The following is a 16,391-nucleotide window of genomic DNA, read 5'->3' as shown; positions in this document are numbered from 1 at the left end:
CAGGTTTTCTATTATGAAAAACGTGTAAGTGATATAATAAGTTAGTTAGGTTAGATTAATTAGGTTGATTCCCTGGAAGCGCGGCCATGCTTTTGGGGAATTTTTTTGTTTACTAGGTAAGTATATTGAATGTTAACTGAAATTACCTGTTATGTGTTTTGTGATTTTGGATACAAAAAAACAAAATAGATAAAAAATAGGGTGAGATAAATTCTCACCCTATTGATTAGATAAATCAATTAATTAGATGTTGGTTAGTTCAAATCCCAGAAAAGTTTAGTTTCTGGAAGATCTCCTCCTATGGCAGTAGATGCGCTTTCCCAATTTGCTCCATTTAGGGTTTGCTCTACAATAGGGTATATATATCTGTTGGGGAAACCAGAAACGGCTTCTGCAGGTGTTGCTAATATAGGAAAATCCAAAAGTCGAATAGATGTATACGCTTCAAATCCTCTATTAAATAGAGCTATCCACTTTTGATTGCCAATTACTTCTTTCCAAGGAGTAGTTGCTGTACTTGCACCCAAGGCTGTGTCGTAATCTACTGTTGGTTGAGCGAGATATGTGGTAGCATCAGCATTTGTTCCTCCCCAATTTTCGATAGATTCGATAATTGCAGTATCGTAATGACTTTTTGCTGTTCCTCCGACCGCAAAATTTCTTGCTGCAGCTTCAGCTAATAAAAATTCAACTTCTGCATAATCCAAAATTACACCAGGAGTTGCTGCAGCTTCTACAAAATCAGAGACGTGAGAATGTGAAGAAAAACTTGATGTACTACCAATATCACCTCCAATGTACGTACCAGTATCAGGAACTACTTTAAAATAAAGAGGTCTTCTTGGATCATTTAAAGTGTTCATCATATCGATGATGGTGGTTGCGGCAACAAAATCCTGTCTACCACTCAAAACCAAATTTGTATGAACTGGATTCGTATTAGGAGCAGCGGATAAGTATTTAAAATTAGCATTATCCGTAGAACTTGTGAATACCCCTGTTGCCACAGCTTCTTCGACTGTAGTTTTTGCAAATGTATTGTCTACATCGGATAATAAAATTCCCATTCTCAGTTTTAATGAAGCTGCAAATTTTTTCCATAAAGTTACATCACCGTTATAAATATTATCCGCGACTCCAAAACTTCCTTTGGTTGTATCTAAATTATTAATAGCTACAGATAACCTACTTATCAAATCTTTGTATACGGTTTCTCCATCATCATACACAGGTAGTAAATTGCTGATATCTAACGCTTCTGTGTAAGGGATGTTGCCAAAAGTTTCTACCAATATACTATATGTGTAAACTTGTAGAATTTCGATTATTTGTAGTTTATTGGTTTTAGCGTCAATATCTTCTGGTAATAAATATTCGGTTTCTGTTATGATTTTAGCAGATTCATCCAAATCTTTTATAACATCTTTATAGAGAGCACTCCAATGTCTACGAGGAATACTTCTATTTGTCTGGTCATAGTTACTCTCATCTGTATAAGTAGTTTCTTGAAGGTATTGTGCCCAAAGTTTGGTGTTATTATCATTTACATTAGGAGTGACCATCTGATCTACTAGACTTTTTTGTGCACCTGTAAACAGAGTTTCTCCAGGAACTGATAAAGGATCTTTAATGTTCTCGTTTAAATTTTCCAGATTATCAGAACAAGACGCTATAATTACCAAGGTAATTAGAATTAGTATTTTTTTCATCTTTGTTATTTTTTAGAATTGAAGTTTTAAGTTGAAACCGATATCTCTAGTAGTAGGTAACGATCCTACAGAATATCCTTGTAAGTTACCTGCACTCAATCCACTTTCTGGATCAGCATGTGGAAGGTTTTTGTCAATAATCCAGAGATTTGATCCTATCACACTAATTGAAACTTCGTTTAAGAACGTTTTTTCTATTATTTTTTTTGGAAAACTATAACCTAGAGATACCTCTCTTAACTTCACAAAGCTTGCATCATAGACAAAAGCAGCATTTGGTAAACCTCTACGGTATCCAAAAGCACCGAAACGGTCGGCTCTGATTCGAGATGTATTTGCTGACCCATCTGGGTTAACACCAGGGTTGATAAAACCTCCACCATCTGCAATTGTATTTCTTACGGGGTTCCCTAGGTCATTGATAAAAGCCGTCTCTTCATATAGACCAGTAGCTTGACCATAGTATTGGTCTAAAGAAAAAATACTTCCCCCTTGTTGGATATCTATCAAGAAACTAAAAGATAGATTTTTGTAATTAAGTTTATTAGCGATACCCATTAACCAATCTGGATTGGTGTCACCTATGTTATTATTTGATGTAGTAGTTTTTATGTATTGGCCATTAGAAGGGTCAACAACTCTTTGACCATTTATATAGGTGTAATCGGTACCTTGAATTATTCCATAAGGCTGTCCGACTCTTGCATTAATAGTCACTCCCCCCTGAAAAGAACCTAATTGTAAATTATCTATACCATCTTCTAATGAAATTACTTCATTTTCGTTTTTAGACCAGTTTACATTTATACCCCATGAAAAGTTTTGTGTTTCAATAGGTGTTCCGTACAAAGATAACTCTATACCTTTGTTTTCTATTTCTCCTGCATTTAATGTTTTAAAGAGATATCCTGTTGCGGTAGTTACAGGAACTCCCAGAATCTGATCAATCGAGTTGTTTTTGTAATATGCAACATCAAAGCCAAGTCTGTTACTTAAAAGCTTCATTTCTAAACCGATTTCTGTACTGGTTGTTCTTTCTGGTTTTAAGTTTGGATTCTTTTTTGTGTCTCCTACAGATGTGCTAGCACTTCCTATTGGAGTGTTTACATTAAAGCTGTCATACAAAAAATCAAAAGGAGCACTGTTACCCACTTCTGCATAATTAGCTCTTAATTTACCAAATGAAATAAACTCTGCATCAATAAGGTTCGAAAAAACAAAACTACCTGCAACCGAAGGGTAGTAGAAGGTACTATTTCCTTTTGGCAAGGTAGAGGAGTGATCTCTACGGATGGTAGCATCTAGAAAATACGTTTCTTTATATCCAAGAGATGTACTGGCATAAATACCATCTACTCCAATCTTTTGATCAATTTCTTCTGGTAAAGGAAGGGGACCTACACTATTTTGTAGTGAATATAGCCTAGGAACACTTAGTCCTCCACTGGTAGAGGCATGAATAGATTGAAGGTGATTTCTCCTAATATTTGTTCCTATCACTCCTTTGATGTTGAATTCGTCAGATAAGTCCTTGTAAAAATTAAACATCAAATCATAATTAGTCTCTGTGTTTTGAATGTTTTTTCTTCCGTACCCAGAGTCAACATTTGATCTGTTATCTACATTGCCTCCTCCTGGATTTACACCAAATGAGGTAGCAACACTGCCATTTGCTCTTCTCTCTTCTTGCAATTCAGAATAAGTATCAGTTGCAACTCTACCTGTTATATCAAACCAGTCAAATACCTTGTAATTGAGGGATACATTACCCAGAAAACGATTTCTCATATCAGTCTGATAGTTTTCATATCTAGTCCAATAAGGGTTATCCCAATAAATAGGAACCGAACCAGGTGCGGTACTTGCAGGGTTCCAGGTTACATTTCTTCGAGTAGCAAAATAGATGTCTCTTTGTTGTTCTATATCAACATTAGTTTGCCACCATTGTTTGAAATTAGATATGATATTATCGTTGTACCCTGTAGAATTACGCCCTAAACCATCGGTTTTGATATAGTTGGCATATCCCGTAGCGGTTAATTGATCAGTTAATTTAAAGTTTCCGCTCATCGAAAAGTTATGCCTCTTTATAGAGCTATTAGGCATTAAACCGGTTTGGTCAAACTGGGTGTAATTTAACCTAAAAGAACCATTCTCTAACCCTTTATCAAATGATACAGAGTTTGTTATAGTTATTGGGGTTTCAAAAAAGGTTATAGGACCATTTTTTGCATTCACCCAAGGAGTTGGAGTTCTGTAATTAGGAGAGTCAATATCAAATGCATCCCATTGGTAAACTAGTAAATTTGGATCAAAAGCAGCTCCATAAGAAGCATCTTCTGTTAATGGAGTTACAAAATCTAAGTTACCATCATTATCAATATCTATTAAATCCAAATAGCTATCTTCTCCAGGTCCATAATAAGGACCGTAACCTGCTCCGTATTGTTTTTGATACTTGGCAAAAGTACTTTTGTCAATAGATCCAAAGGTCATCCCAGAATTAACGGTGATTCCCATACCTTTAGAGTTTTTACCTTTTTTTGTAGTGATCATAATAACCCCATTTGCTGCTCTAGAACCATAAAGGGCAGAAGCAGCAGCTCCCTTTAAGACATTTATCGACTCTATATCTTCAGGGTTAATATCTGAAGCAGCGTTTCCGTAGTCATATTGTCCTCCTCTTGCTTGTCCTTGGATTTTTGAGTTTGTGTTAGTGTTATTAATAGGAACACCGTCGATTACAAATAGAGCTTGATTACTACCACTTAATGAAGCGTTTCCTCTAATGACAACATTAGTAGATCCTCCTAGATTGTTGTTTCTTTTGATTTGAACCCCAGAGGCTTTACCCGAAAGAGAGTTTACAAAGTTTGCAGTCTTTACTGTATTTAAGTCTTCTCCTGCAACTTCTTGAGTAGAATATCCTAAAGATTTTTTATCTCGGGAAATACCAAGTGCAGTAACAACTATTTCATCTAATTGAGAAGCGGCTTCTTCTAACTGAATGTTAATAGTTTTTTCGAGTCCTATGGTTGCTTCTTTTTCTGCAAAACCCAGATAGCTAAAAATAAGAATACTTCCTTGTGAAGCTTGCAAAGAATACTTTCCATCAAAATCTGATTGAGTTCCGCTATTGCTACCTTTTACTATAATGTTTACACCGGGCAAAGGGGTGCCATTATTGTCTGTAACCGTACCGGTAATAGAACTTTCTTGCGCAACAGAAAGTTGCGTGACTAATACTGTGAGTAGTATTAGAATTTTTTTTGTTAATACTTTCATTTTAGTATAATAATTTGTGTTAGTTGGTGAGAAAGTATTAAGAAATTGGCTTAAGAATGCAGATTATTGTTATTTAACAATAAATTAACTAATTTTTTGTAAGGAATATAATGACTGACGACCGCAATTAGTTATTTGATTTTAAATTGCTTATTTTTAAGGTTTTACCTTTTTTTTATGATGTTTATAAGTATTGTTTATGTGGTTTGTCCATTTAATTGTGGCGCAAAAAACACTTATAAGGCGATTAAATAGTATGGTTATAAATTACAATTGTTAAAAAAATTAAGATTTAATGTTTTCAATTAATTGGTGAACCAATTTTTTTACCTCTAATTCACGGAAAGCGTTTTTATGTTATTTGCTCAAGGAAGTATTGATCTAATCGGTATTTTTGATTCTGATTATTTTTTTTATACTTTCATCGACAAAATAAATTATAACACATGAGAAGGTAGGGTAAGTTGATTTATATGCGTTATACATATAATAGGATACATTTATATATTGAAAAAAATTAAAACATATTATAGAGGTTGTTTGTTAGTACTTATGGTACTAGCATCTTCGTGTGTGAATGATGATACTTTTTTCCCTGATAACACTGGCAGTGAGAAAATTACATCTACAACTGCATTAATTACAGTTCTTAACGATCTTAAAACTAGAAATGAGGTTACGGATATAGTTGAAAGTGATTTATGTTTTACCTTTAAATATCCAATTATACTGGGATATAATAATGACTCTACTATAAAAATCAATGATTTTAGGGGATTGATAGGTGCTACTTTATCACAAAGTGAAAACTTTAATATAATTGGATTACAGTTTCCTGTAGAAATCGTATTTAGAGAATCTAATAGTGTGTTCCGTGTGGAGAATGATGAAGCTTTGGTTAATGTTCTTAGAGAATGCCAGGTTAAAACATTTAGAGAAGATTTTAATACGCTTTATAGGCAGTGTTTTAAGTTTGAGTACCCAATAACTCTTAATGACAAGGAAAAAAACGAAATCACGATTGATAATGATCAAGGGGTTGATAGTTTTTTATTGGATCAAGGAGTTGGTTATCAACCAGATTTTAAATTTCCTATAAAGATTTCTGTCGCTCCAGATTTTAAAACTACTGAGCTGTCATCCTATTATGAGTTCTATGAAATTATAAATGATTGTGTGGGGTGCCCAGATATTCGATTTGAAATTAAGGCATTATCTGATAATATATATCAATTTATTCCTGATATTGAGATTAAAGATGGGTATCAACTATTTTTTAAGATCAATAACGAAGTAATTCCTGATCAGGTAATTAATGGTAATTCATTTACAAGACAATTTTACCCTGGCGCTTATGAGGTTTGTATAAAAGCTATAACTCCAGATTGCCCTGATGGGATAGAGTTTTGTAAAGAACTCGTTGTCGAACCAATATGCCCCGAAATCACTTATGCTTATGAACAGGTGTTAACTTCCAATATATATAGATTTACTCCTTCAGTGGTAGGACTAGACGGAAATGTTACTATAGGGTGGTATGTTAATGATGTGTTTATTAAAGATGAATTGCTTTCGGCGCAACTAGTAGAAATAGAACTGTCACTTGGCCGTAATGTTGTTTGTGCAAGAATAGAAACACAGCAGTGTCCTAATGGGGCGCAGCATTGTAAAGAGATTGTGCTAGAGTAAATAAAATGATTAGAGTGGTAGGTGTAGATTATCTAAGAACTAACTTTTTAATTAATATTTTGCCTAATTCTTCATTAAGGTTGTTAATTATTTTTTCTTTCCCATAACTTAATTCTTCTCGTAATACAGAAGATGTAAGTTCGATATATAACGTTTCTCTTTCGAGCTTAATGTTATTTGTGTATTTCATGATTGCGGGTCCCATTACTGCTTCCCAAACATCACGTACAGCTACTTTGTCCAAACCTTTTTGAAGGCGGTTGTCTGATACAAAGTTTTTTAAAACTTCTTCTAAACTTTGATGTTCTCTGTGACGTTTAGCCATTATAATTTTATCTTTTGATATCGTTGATAAAAGTAAACATTTCCAGTTTCATTTTTGATTACAAGCTGGTTTTCTTTTGCAGAAATAATTGTTTCTTTCCAGGCAGTTAAAGGTGTCTTGTAGTATAACCTTAAGCTATCATTTTCAATTTTTAACGTAAATGCTTCACTATTGTTAGTTATTGTATAGTTTCCATCAAATTTAGGTTTTACCTTTTTACGTATTCCTGTGGAGTCATTGATTTCAAGAAAATCAATGATCATATTGAATTTGTATTCTTTTTCACTACCATCAAGCATTACTACTCTTTTGATTTCCCAGTATCCATCTAGATATTCAATGTAATTTTTGGGATCAGTTTTTGTACAGGAAATTATAGATATAAGTATTAGGAAAAATAAAGTTTTATGCATGTTTAATTTAATTTTCATTGCTTTCAAGCTTAATGATTTTATAAGATTGAGATATTTTTTTTACGACACTTTCAGTTCTGTCTGCATGAGTATCACTAATAAATAATTGACCAAAATTTTGATCATCTACCAATTTGATAATTCGCTCTACTCGTTTTTCATCAAGCTTGTCAAAAATATCATCAAGTAATAATATAGGATTTACCTTACTTTGTTTTTTAATAAAATCAAATTGAGCAAGTTTTAAAGCTATTAAGAATGATTTTTGTTGTCCCTGGCTTCCGAATTTTTTTATAGGGTAACCTTCGATTTCAAAAGATAGGTCATCTTTGTGAACTCCAACACTAGTATATTGAAGCATTTTATCTTTGGCTAGATTTTGTTCTAAAAGAGTTAATAAATTCGTTTCTGTTAATTTACTTTGATAGGAAAGTGAGACATTTTCCTTTCCAGAGCTAATGGCTTGGTATCTATTAGTAAATATAGGGATAAAAGTTTCTAGAAAACTTGTTCTTTTTTCGTGGATAATACTCCCGTATTCATGTAGTTGTTGATTGTAAACATCTAATGTGGCGGGGTCAAAAGTGTTATTGACCACAAAATATTTTAATAAAGAATTACGCTGTGATACCGTTTTAGAATATTTCAATAGTGTTATTAAATACATTTGATCACTTTGAGAGATAACACCATCAATAAATTTACGCCTGGTATCACTTCCTTCTGTAATTAGATCTCTGTCGGCAGGAGAAATAATTACTAAAGGCAAAAAGCCAATATGCTCACTAATGGTGTCATATATTTTCCCATTACGCTTAATTACCTTTTTTTGAGATTTTTTTGCGCTAACAATAACTTTTTCATCACGCTCCTCCTTAATATAGTGTCCATCAACAACAAAAAAATCGGTACCATGCTTGATATTTTGACTTGTGATAGGATTGAAATAACTCTTGCCAAAAGATAAATGGTAAATGGCATCTAGAATATTTGTTTTTCCGACTCCATTGTTTCCAACAAGGCAGTTTATCTTGTCGTCAAATTTAAAATTGATAGATTCAAAATTTTTATAATTAAGTAATGAAAGAGATTTTAAAATCATAAAATACTGATCGTCAAGGAGTCTTGACTTTAATGAAATTCTTAATTAATTCGCGCAAATTATTGAAAAATAACAAATATTTTCCCTTTTAATTATGAATAAATATTTTATTTTTGCCGTTCATTAAACAAAACTTATGGCAACTTACAAGAAACGAGGATACAAACCAAAAAATAAAGCTGAAGAAGTTGAGCAGGTTGAAGAGAATTCAACAACTGCAGAAGTGTTTAATACTTTGGATGAAGGAGCTTCCAAAACAGAAGAATGGGTTGCAGCTAATCAAAAATATATACTAGGTATAGTTGGGCTAATAGCCGTTGTTATATTGGGTTATTTAGGGTTTCAGAAATTTATTCAGGAACCAAAAGAACAAGAAGCTGCAAATGAAATGTTTAAAGCACAGCAATATTTTGATAATGCCGTTAATGGTAATTCTACGGTTAGCGATTCTTTATATACATTAGCACTTAATGGAGGAGAAGGTAAATATGGTTTTTTAGAGATTATAGAAAACTATGGTAGTACTAATGCTGCTAATCTAGCAAATTATTATGCTGGATTCTCTTATCTAAACATGAAAAAATATCGAGAAGCTATTGATTATCTTGATAGTTTTAAAAGTGATGATGAGATGTTAGGACCTCTTGCTTTAGGAGGGATTGGGGATGCTTTCTCGCAACTTGATCAAACAGAGCAAGCGTTAGGATACTACGAAAAGGCATTAAAGATGAAAACTAACGATTTTACAACTCCTAAGTTTTTATTGAAAGCTGCAGTTACGGCTATATCACTTAATAAACCAGAAGTTGCAATTCCATATTTAGAACGAATAAAAAAGGAATTTCCTAAAAGCGTAGAAGTTAATCAGGCAGATGTACATCTAGGTCAGGCTCAGGCAATGAAAAAATAATTTTAGGTTTTGAAGTTTCAGGTTTTTAAGAAGAAGCTTTAAAACCGAAACAAAAGAACTTAAAATTTATATGGCTACAGAAAATAAAAATTTATCACAATACGATAAAGAAACAATCCCAAACGCGAAAAATTTTCGGTTTGGGATTGTTGTTTCAGAATGGAACGAACAAATTACACAAGGATTATTTCAAGGTGCATTTGATGCTTTTATCGATTGTGGAGCAATCAAAGAAAATATAGTGCGTTGGAATGTGCCCGGTAGTTTCGAGTTAATATACGGTTGCAAGAAGATGCAAGAATCTTATGAGATGCTCGATGCAGTAATTGCTATAGGGTCTGTTATACAAGGAGAAACCAAACATTTTGATTTCGTTTGTGATGGAGTAACTCAAGGGATCAAAGATTTGAATATTAATAGCGATATTCCGGTGATTTTTTGTGTACTTACTGATAATAACATACAGCAATCTATAGACCGTTCTGGAGGAAAACATGGAAACAAAGGGACAGAAGCAGCTATTGCTGCTATCAAGATGGCGCAATTGCGTAAAGAAGCTAAATTTTAATTTCTAACTTAATTATAATTAAGGAGTGTAATGGAAGATTTGATAGCAAATTTTACAGATCTATTAAAGAAAGGAGCTCGTTTTGTAGCTAGTAGTACCGAGGAAGATCTAAAATTTAAACCATCTTCAGAGGTGTGGTCCAAAAAAGAAATTATTGGTCATTTAATTGATTCCGGGATTGCTAACCTGCAACGATTTACCGAGATTCAATTTGAAAATAGACCATATAAGATAAGAGGGTATAACCAAAACGAATTAGTAAAATCAAACTCGTACAATGAAGCGGATCCGCTAGAGTTACTTGGTCTTTGGTTGTCCATTAATGAAAGGATTATTCAGGTGGTAAAAGTACAGAATGAAAGTACGTTGAGCTATCAAATAGAGCTGGGTAATGGGGAGATATCTGATTTTAAATTTTTGATCAAAGATTATGTAGTTCATTTAGAACATCATCTCAATCAAATAATGAATTAAGGTATTGTTTCTTTTCTAAAATGGTGTGATCCATACCAATGGATTTCTTGTGTAGTAAAGAGAGTACATTGCTGATGTTGTTATGTAAATAGAAATTTTCTTGATATCCAGCCTTATAAGGTATGGTTATTGTAGTTAATATCTTGATGTTATTGTAATGCTAAAAGCTTTATATTACAAAGCATTTTAAGTATATTTGGATTAATTATGGGAATATTTAAAACAAGAAAAAATAAAAAATTTAGTTATTCACCACGCTATTGGGACGATAATGGAGAGGGTAGTCCGTATCAGATTGAAAACAGGTTTGATAAATTTCGAAGTACGGTAGGGAAAACCAATAATTTTAAAGATAAGTTTAAAACAGCTTGGGAAGAATTAAGACATGATTCTGATCGAAAGATTAATAAGAGAGTTTTGTTGATATTTCTTATTTTATTATTTGTTTTTTTAGCCCTCATAGATTTTGATTTATCCATATTTACTGCGCGACAATAAATGTCTGATATCATTCAACTATTACCAGATCATGTAGCTAATCAAATAGCTGCTGGAGAAGTGGTTCAAAGACCAGCTTCAGTAGTGAAGGAGCTATTAGAAAATGCAATTGATGCACATGCTACATATATTAAATTGATAATAAAAGAAGCTGGTAAGACACTTATTCAGGTTATTGATAATGGTTCAGGAATGAGTGTTACAGATGCCAGACTTAGTTTTGAGCGTCACGCCACCTCCAAAATAAAAACTGCAGAAGACCTTTTTGAACTTAATACAAAAGGATTTAGAGGAGAAGCACTCGCTTCAATAGCAGCGATTGCTCATGTAGAGCTAAAAACCAAACAAGAAAATGACGAAGTTGGTACCGAAATAAAAATTGAAGGTAGTGAAGTAACTTATCAAGAAGCATGCGTTACACCAAAAGGGACTTCTATTAGTGTTAAAAACTTGTTTTATAATATCCCTGCAAGACGTAATTTCCTTAAATCAAATGCTGTAGAATTACGTCATATTATAGATGAGTTTCATCGAGTAGCTATGGCTCACTCTTCTATAAAGTTTGATCTCTATCATAATGGTAGCGAGGTTTTTAATTTACCTGTCTCTAATGATCGACAGCGTATTGTTAATGTTTTTGGAGGGAAAACTAATGAAAAATTAGTACCTATAAAAGAAGAAACTGATCTGGTAACGATTAATGGATTTGTAGGGAAACCAGAATATGCTAAAAGAACTCGGGGAGAACAGTTTTTCTTTGTAAATAATAGATTCATAAAGAGCGCTTATTTAAATCATGCTGTAACAGCTGCATTCGAAGGATTGCTGAAAGAAAAAACACACCCAAGCTACTTTATCTATCTAGAGGTAGATCCTAAATCTATTGATATTAACATCCACCCAACCAAAACCGAAATTAAATTTGAAGATGAGCATGCGTTATATGCTATGTTACGAGCTTCGATAAAACATAGTTTAGGGCAATTTAATGTGGCACCAGTACTTGATTTTAACAGGGATGCTTCTATGGATACGCCTTATGAATATAAAGGAAAAGAAGCTCAGACACCTGTTATAGAGGTAGATAGAAGTTTTAACCCGTTTAAAGAAGAAAAAAACTTTGGAGAAAGTTCGACTTCAAATAAAAATTATACATCTTTTAAAAAAGAATCTCCCGGTAGCTGGGAAAACCTATATGTGGGACTTGAGTCAGAAACAACAACACCTAAAGCTATAGAAAATGATTTTTCTTCTGTTGAGTTTGAAAGTACTGAAGTAACAGGATCGCTGTTTGAGGGAGATGAAAAAAAAGTAGGTCATCATACTACCTATCAACTTAGAAAAAAATATATCGTGACCACAATAAAAAGTGGAATGGTTATCGTTAATCAACATCGTGCGCATCAACGAGTTTTGTATGAGGAACTGTTGCGAAATATTACAATGGCAAGTGCTGTCAGTCAACAATTGCTATTTCCTCTTACACTTTCTTTTACTAAAAAGGAGATAGAATTTTTAGAAATTGTAAAAGAACAGCTCGAGAATACCGGGTTTGTTTTTGGGAAATTGTCTCCAGGAGAGGTAGAGGTTACTGCAATTCCATCCATTACGTCAGACAAAGAAGTTTCTTTATTATTAGAACAACTGATTAGTGATCTTGAAAATGAAGTGCCGGATAGTGGTTTTTCGCAGACAGATTTATTAGCAAAATCAATAGCCAAAAGTATTGCAGTGAGGACAGGAGTAGAGCTCGAGCCAGAGCAACAGCAGTATATGGTAAATAGTCTTTTTGCTTGTACAGAACCTACCATAACTCCAGATAATAAGCCGACTTTCATCACGTTAACTGTAGATGAGATTGATAAGAAATTTTAAAAATAAATGGGAAGAATTACAGATACAGTAAAAGGGTTATTGATTGTTAATATCATTTTTTTTGTAGGATCACTTACTCTTGGAAATACTGCATTGAATTTATTTGCACTTTGGTTTCCTAAAAATGATAATTTTCAAATATGGCAGATTGTAACTCACATGTTTATGCATGGAGATGCAGGACATATTTTTTTCAATATGTTTGCCCTTTATATGTTTGGTAGTCACCTTGAAAACTCAATCGGTCAAAAGAAATTTCTTTTTATTTATTTTTCTGCTGGTTTGGGAGCGGTTGGATTCCAGCTGTTATTTACCTACTTTCAATTTCAGCCTGGATATCAAGCTTTTATAGATGCTGGAATTTCAAATGAACAAATACTTGATTTGTTTAGAGGAACTTCTAATCTAAATTTATCTAATTATGATATCAATGCATCAGAAAAGACAATAGAAAATTTTAAAAATGCATATCATACTCCAATGGTTGGGGCTTCAGGAGCTATTTTTGGAGTTTTAGCTGCGTTTGCTGTATTGTATCCTAATTTGCCTTTATATATTATGTTTATTCCTGTTCCAATAAAAGCAAAGTATTTAATAGGAGGATATTTTCTGTTAGATTTATATTCAGGAATAACCGGTCAAGCTCTTTTAGGACCTGCAAATGTTGCCCATTGGGCGCATATTGGTGGTGCGGTAATTGGTTTTATAACTATGTGGTACTGGAAAAAGAATTCATTTAATAATAGACGATGGTATTAATATGACAACTAATAATCTAGCATATCAGTTTAAAACGGCTAATATTATTATTAGACTGATTGTAATCAATACGGCTTTATATTTGTTTGCGACATTGGGCTCATGGATCTTTAAGATAAGTCCGGGTGTTTTGATGGAGTGGTTTGTCTTGCCTGTTGATTCGGGATCATTATTGCTTCAGTTTTGGAGTTTACTTACTTATAGCTTTTTGCATTTTGATTTTTGGCATATCTTCTGGAATATGTTGGTGTTATATTGGTTTGGACAGTATGTTTTAAATTTATTTACCGAAAAACGATTTCTTACTATTTATTTATTAGGAGCAATCTGTGGTGGATTATTGTTTGTATTAGCTTATAATCTTTTTCCAGTTTTAAATAACACTTTGGCATATTTAATAGGGGCATCTGCCGCTGTTCGTGCAATTATGATATTTATTGCGGCATATACCCCAAACTCCGAAGTTAGAATCTTTGTTTTTAATATTAAGTTATGGCAAATAGGAGTATTTGTGGTACTTTCTGATTTAATCCAAATACCTACTTCAGGTAATGCAGGTGGCTTAATTGCGCATTTGGGTGGGGCTATATTTGGATACGTGTATGCTGTTCAGCTTAAAAAGGGAAGTGATATCGGTACTTGGTTTGAGAAAATTATGGATAGTTTGACTAACGTATTTAAACCGAATAAAAAAAGCCCTTTAAGAACCGTTCATAAGTCAAAAACAAACAAGAAAACTCCAAAAGCAAGAACAACTTCTTCAGCAAAAAATCCTACCCAAAAACAGATTGATGCTATTTTGGATAAGATTAGTAAGAGTGGATATGATAGCCTAACCAAAGAAGAAAAGGACTTTTTATTTAAAGCGGGTAAGGAATAATTATGAGGAGATTGATTAATAAGCTTGTCTTTGTGATGAATTCTTTCGCAGCTTTTGCGTTATTATCATCCTACTTATTGCCTTATGTTTCTCCAAAGATGTTTCCTTTGCTGGCTGTGTTAAGTCTGGCAGTGCCTATTTTGATCGTGATCAATGTGTTGTTTTTGTTGTACTGGGCTATTTTATTAAGTAAAAGGGTGATATTGTCTCTCGTAGTCCTTGGTCTAGGGATTTCTCATGTTTCTTCTTTGTATAAATTAAGTAGTAAATCTGTTGATGAAATACAGGATAGTATTTTATTGATGAGTTATAATGTACATGTTTTTAACCGTTTTGATTGGATTGACTCAAAGACAATCCCTCAGGATATTTCAAAACTGGTAAAAGAAGAAAGCCCAGACATATTTTGTGTCCAGGAGTTTTATAACAACCCAGACATTGATTTTGATCAGTATAAGTATAGGTATGAACATTTTAATAATGGTAATCGAGAATTGGCATTAGTTATTTTTTCTAAATACCCTTTTGCAAATAAAGGATCTTTAGATTTTGAGAAAACAAACAACAATACCATTTTTGCAGATATCGTTATACATTCTGATACGGTTCGAGTGTATAATGTGCATTTACAATCCCATGGTATTAAGAGCGAAACAGATGAATTGGCTAAAGCGGATTCCCAAAAATTATTGAAACGCATTAGTGTTTCATTCAAAAAACAACAAAGTCAGGCAGAGCAACTGATAGCACATATGAAGTCTTCTCCATATAGGAACATTGTGATGGGAGATTTTAATAATACCGCTTATTCATATATATATGATAAGATTAAATCAGAAAATCTTCAGGATAGTTTTAAAAAAGCAGGAAAAGGATTTGGTAAAACTTTTAAATTTGAATTATTTCCTGCTCGGATTGATTTTATTCTAGTTCCCGAAGAATCTGAAGTTTTAAGTTTTGAAAGCCATAATCTAGAGCTTTCGGATCATTACCCGATATTTTCAAGAGTAAAACTATAGAACAAGCCCATAGCCATAATTTGTAGAATTAAGTAAGCTTGTTTTGCATGCTATATTATTAACCTCTTATGATTTAATCTTCTATTCTGGTAGCTTTATTAGCCATTTTCTTTTCCCAATCCTCACTAAAAGCAGCATGTTGGTTTTTTGTCATTAATTTCATCTTTTCTTTTACAAGATCTTGTATTTGAACTGGTAATTCGTAGAATCTACTGTTGATTTTGGTTAATCTTCCTCCATAACTACTATTCTGATGTCTAATGGTTATTCTTTTTTTATTATGGTATATCATGATCTTTACTCTACCATCGGTATGCATATCTTGACCTGTAGTTCCGTAAACCAATATGACATCTATCAAGCCATCATGATCCAAATCCGATATTTCTGAGTACTTATTCCAAAACCAGATAGACGTTTCCCATTCTTTATCAATTAAATCTTTGACGGTAGACTTTTTTTTAAATTGATTGTTTTTATAGGAAAGACTCAACGCGTGAATTTTGTCATATATGGTGTCATTTAGCGTGTGTTGTGATAATATGAGATAATATTCTCCAGAATCATCTTTATAAGAATATGCTTGAGGAACAAGATATTCTATACCAAGTTCTCTTTTTACTTTTTTAGTAAAGGTTGAGGTGATTTCTTTTTCTGAAAGTTCGTGGATTAATAGAGAATCTACAGGTATAGGGTCATATTTATTTAACTCTATTTTAGGAGTTAAATCTTGCTTTGTTGCTTGTTGGTCAGAATTGTTTTTGGGTTCTTGTGTTTGTTTTCCACAGGAAAACATTACTAGAAGCATAATAAAAAATGGAAATCTATTCATAGGTGTAAAGTAGGATTAAATGAGGTTTAGTTAGTACAAGTTTAGTACTAAAT

The 16,391-nt window shown here is 33.0% G+C and carries 15 protein-coding genes; 9 read left to right on the top strand and 6 right to left on the bottom strand.

Going from position 1 to position 16,391, the window contains the following annotated elements; genetic code table 11:
- Positions 1–254: 254 nt before the first annotated feature.
- Positions 255–1,709, bottom strand: a complete 1,455-nt coding sequence (locus C1X07_RS12015) for a SusD/RagB family nutrient-binding outer membrane lipoprotein (RefSeq protein ID WP_103070259.1) — start codon at positions 1,707–1,709, stop codon at positions 255–257.
- A gap of 12 nt (positions 1,710–1,721) precedes the next feature.
- Complete coding sequence (locus C1X07_RS12010; RefSeq protein WP_103070258.1) at positions 1,722–4,994, bottom strand: SusC/RagA family TonB-linked outer membrane protein; 3,273 nt, start codon at positions 4,992–4,994, stop codon at positions 1,722–1,724.
- A gap of 507 nt (positions 4,995–5,501) precedes the next feature.
- Here C1X07_RS12010 and C1X07_RS12005 point away from each other — a divergent pair.
- Positions 5,502–6,683, top strand: coding sequence for a hypothetical protein (locus tag C1X07_RS12005; RefSeq protein ID WP_128755261.1), 1,182 nt, complete (start codon positions 5,502–5,504; stop codon positions 6,681–6,683).
- A gap of 28 nt (positions 6,684–6,711) precedes the next feature.
- Here the strand turns inward: C1X07_RS12005 and C1X07_RS12000 are convergent, their stop codons facing one another.
- The 3 genes from C1X07_RS12000 to recF are packed head-to-tail and all read right to left on the bottom strand — an operon-like array spanning position 6,712 to position 8,523.
- Positions 6,712–7,008: a DUF721 domain-containing protein gene (locus C1X07_RS12000; RefSeq protein WP_103070256.1), complete on the bottom strand. Its 297-nt coding sequence runs from the start codon at positions 7,006–7,008 to the stop codon at positions 6,712–6,714.
- The gene (locus tag C1X07_RS11995; RefSeq protein ID WP_241507249.1) at positions 7,008–7,439 is read right to left on the bottom strand and encodes a lipocalin-like domain-containing protein; all 432 of its coding nucleotides are present in this window, start codon (positions 7,437–7,439) and stop codon (positions 7,008–7,010) included. Before C1X07_RS11995 ends, C1X07_RS12000 begins: the two co-directional genes overlap by 1 nt.
- The gene (gene recF / locus C1X07_RS11990) at positions 7,429–8,523 is read right to left on the bottom strand and encodes a DNA replication/repair protein RecF (protein WP_103070255.1); all 1,095 of its coding nucleotides are present in this window, start codon (positions 8,521–8,523) and stop codon (positions 7,429–7,431) included. Before recF ends, C1X07_RS11995 begins: the two co-directional genes overlap by 11 nt.
- Before the next feature lie 136 nt (positions 8,524–8,659).
- Here recF and C1X07_RS11985 point away from each other — a divergent pair, with 136 nt between their 5' ends.
- The 8 genes from C1X07_RS11985 (at position 8,660) to C1X07_RS11950 (ending at position 15,506) form a co-directional block, all read left to right on the top strand.
- Complete coding sequence (locus C1X07_RS11985) at positions 8,660–9,433, top strand: tetratricopeptide repeat protein (protein ID WP_103070254.1); 774 nt, start codon at positions 8,660–8,662, stop codon at positions 9,431–9,433.
- 70 nt (positions 9,434–9,503) lie between these two features.
- The gene (gene ribH / locus C1X07_RS11980; protein WP_103070253.1) at positions 9,504–10,001 is read left to right on the top strand and encodes a 6,7-dimethyl-8-ribityllumazine synthase; all 498 of its coding nucleotides are present in this window, start codon (positions 9,504–9,506) and stop codon (positions 9,999–10,001) included.
- A gap of 30 nt (positions 10,002–10,031) precedes the next feature.
- Complete coding sequence (locus C1X07_RS11975) at positions 10,032–10,475, top strand: DinB family protein (RefSeq protein WP_103070252.1); 444 nt, start codon at positions 10,032–10,034, stop codon at positions 10,473–10,475.
- Positions 10,476–10,682: 207 nt separating this feature from the next.
- Positions 10,683–10,973 (top strand): riboflavin synthase subunit beta, encoded by a 291-nt coding sequence (locus C1X07_RS11970; protein ID WP_103070251.1) that lies wholly within the window; start codon positions 10,683–10,685, stop codon positions 10,971–10,973.
- Complete coding sequence (gene mutL / locus C1X07_RS11965; protein ID WP_103070250.1) at positions 10,974–12,848, top strand: DNA mismatch repair endonuclease MutL; 1,875 nt, start codon at positions 10,974–10,976, stop codon at positions 12,846–12,848.
- A gap of 6 nt (positions 12,849–12,854) precedes the next feature.
- Positions 12,855–13,607, top strand: a complete 753-nt coding sequence (locus C1X07_RS11960; protein ID WP_103070249.1) for a rhomboid family intramembrane serine protease — start codon at positions 12,855–12,857, stop codon at positions 13,605–13,607.
- 1 nt (position 13,608) lies between these two features.
- Positions 13,609–14,487 carry a rhomboid family protein gene (locus C1X07_RS11955; protein ID WP_103070248.1) on the top strand — a complete coding sequence of 293 codons (879 nt, stop codon included), beginning with the start codon at positions 13,609–13,611 and terminating at the stop codon, positions 14,485–14,487.
- Between the two features lie 35 nt (positions 14,488–14,522).
- Positions 14,523–15,506 carry an endonuclease/exonuclease/phosphatase family protein gene (locus tag C1X07_RS11950; protein WP_241507248.1) on the top strand — a complete coding sequence of 328 codons (984 nt, stop codon included), beginning with the start codon at positions 14,523–14,525 and terminating at the stop codon, positions 15,504–15,506.
- A 73-nt stretch (positions 15,507–15,579) separates the two neighbouring features.
- Here the strand turns inward: C1X07_RS11950 and C1X07_RS11945 are convergent, their stop codons facing one another.
- Positions 15,580–16,338: a M949_RS01915 family surface polysaccharide biosynthesis protein gene (locus C1X07_RS11945; RefSeq protein WP_128755260.1), complete on the bottom strand. Its 759-nt coding sequence runs from the start codon at positions 16,336–16,338 to the stop codon at positions 15,580–15,582.
- Between the last annotated feature and the right edge of the window lie 53 nt (positions 16,339–16,391).

Origin of the sequence: Aquimarina sediminis (assembly GCF_002895435.1) — a bacterium.
Lineage (GTDB): Bacteria > Bacteroidota > Bacteroidia > Flavobacteriales > Flavobacteriaceae > Aquimarina > Aquimarina sediminis.
Note: the sequence above shows the minus strand (reverse complement) of the source record. Positions and strands in the feature narration are given on the sequence as shown.

Excerpts from the sequence above, each read along its gene's own strand:
- C1X07_RS12015 (WP_103070259.1), bottom strand. The coding sequence starts at position 1,709 with ATGAAAAAAATACTAATTCTAATTACCTTGGTAATTATAGCGTCTTGT.
- C1X07_RS12010 (WP_103070258.1), bottom strand. The coding sequence starts at position 4,994 with ATGAAAGTATTAACAAAAAAAATTCTAATACTACTCACAGTATTAGTC.
- C1X07_RS12000 (WP_103070256.1), bottom strand. The coding sequence starts at position 7,008 with ATGGCTAAACGTCACAGAGAACATCAAAGTTTAGAAGAAGTTTTAAAA.
- C1X07_RS11995 (WP_241507249.1), bottom strand. The coding sequence starts at position 7,439 with ATGAAAATTAAATTAAACATGCATAAAACTTTATTTTTCCTAATACTT.
- recF (WP_103070255.1), bottom strand. The coding sequence starts at position 8,523 with ATGATTTTAAAATCTCTTTCATTACTTAATTATAAAAATTTTGAATCT.
- C1X07_RS11985 (WP_103070254.1), top strand. The coding sequence starts at position 8,660 with ATGGCAACTTACAAGAAACGAGGATACAAACCAAAAAATAAAGCTGAA.
- ribH (WP_103070253.1), top strand. The coding sequence starts at position 9,504 with ATGGCTACAGAAAATAAAAATTTATCACAATACGATAAAGAAACAATC.
- C1X07_RS11975 (WP_103070252.1), top strand. The coding sequence starts at position 10,032 with ATGGAAGATTTGATAGCAAATTTTACAGATCTATTAAAGAAAGGAGCT.
- C1X07_RS11970 (WP_103070251.1), top strand. The coding sequence starts at position 10,683 with ATGGGAATATTTAAAACAAGAAAAAATAAAAAATTTAGTTATTCACCA.
- mutL (WP_103070250.1), top strand. The coding sequence starts at position 10,974 with ATGTCTGATATCATTCAACTATTACCAGATCATGTAGCTAATCAAATA.
- C1X07_RS11960 (WP_103070249.1), top strand. The coding sequence starts at position 12,855 with ATGGGAAGAATTACAGATACAGTAAAAGGGTTATTGATTGTTAATATC.
- C1X07_RS11955 (WP_103070248.1), top strand. The coding sequence starts at position 13,609 with ATGACAACTAATAATCTAGCATATCAGTTTAAAACGGCTAATATTATT.
- C1X07_RS11950 (WP_241507248.1), top strand. The coding sequence starts at position 14,523 with ATGAATTCTTTCGCAGCTTTTGCGTTATTATCATCCTACTTATTGCCT.
- C1X07_RS11945 (WP_128755260.1), bottom strand. The coding sequence starts at position 16,338 with ATGAATAGATTTCCATTTTTTATTATGCTTCTAGTAATGTTTTCCTGT.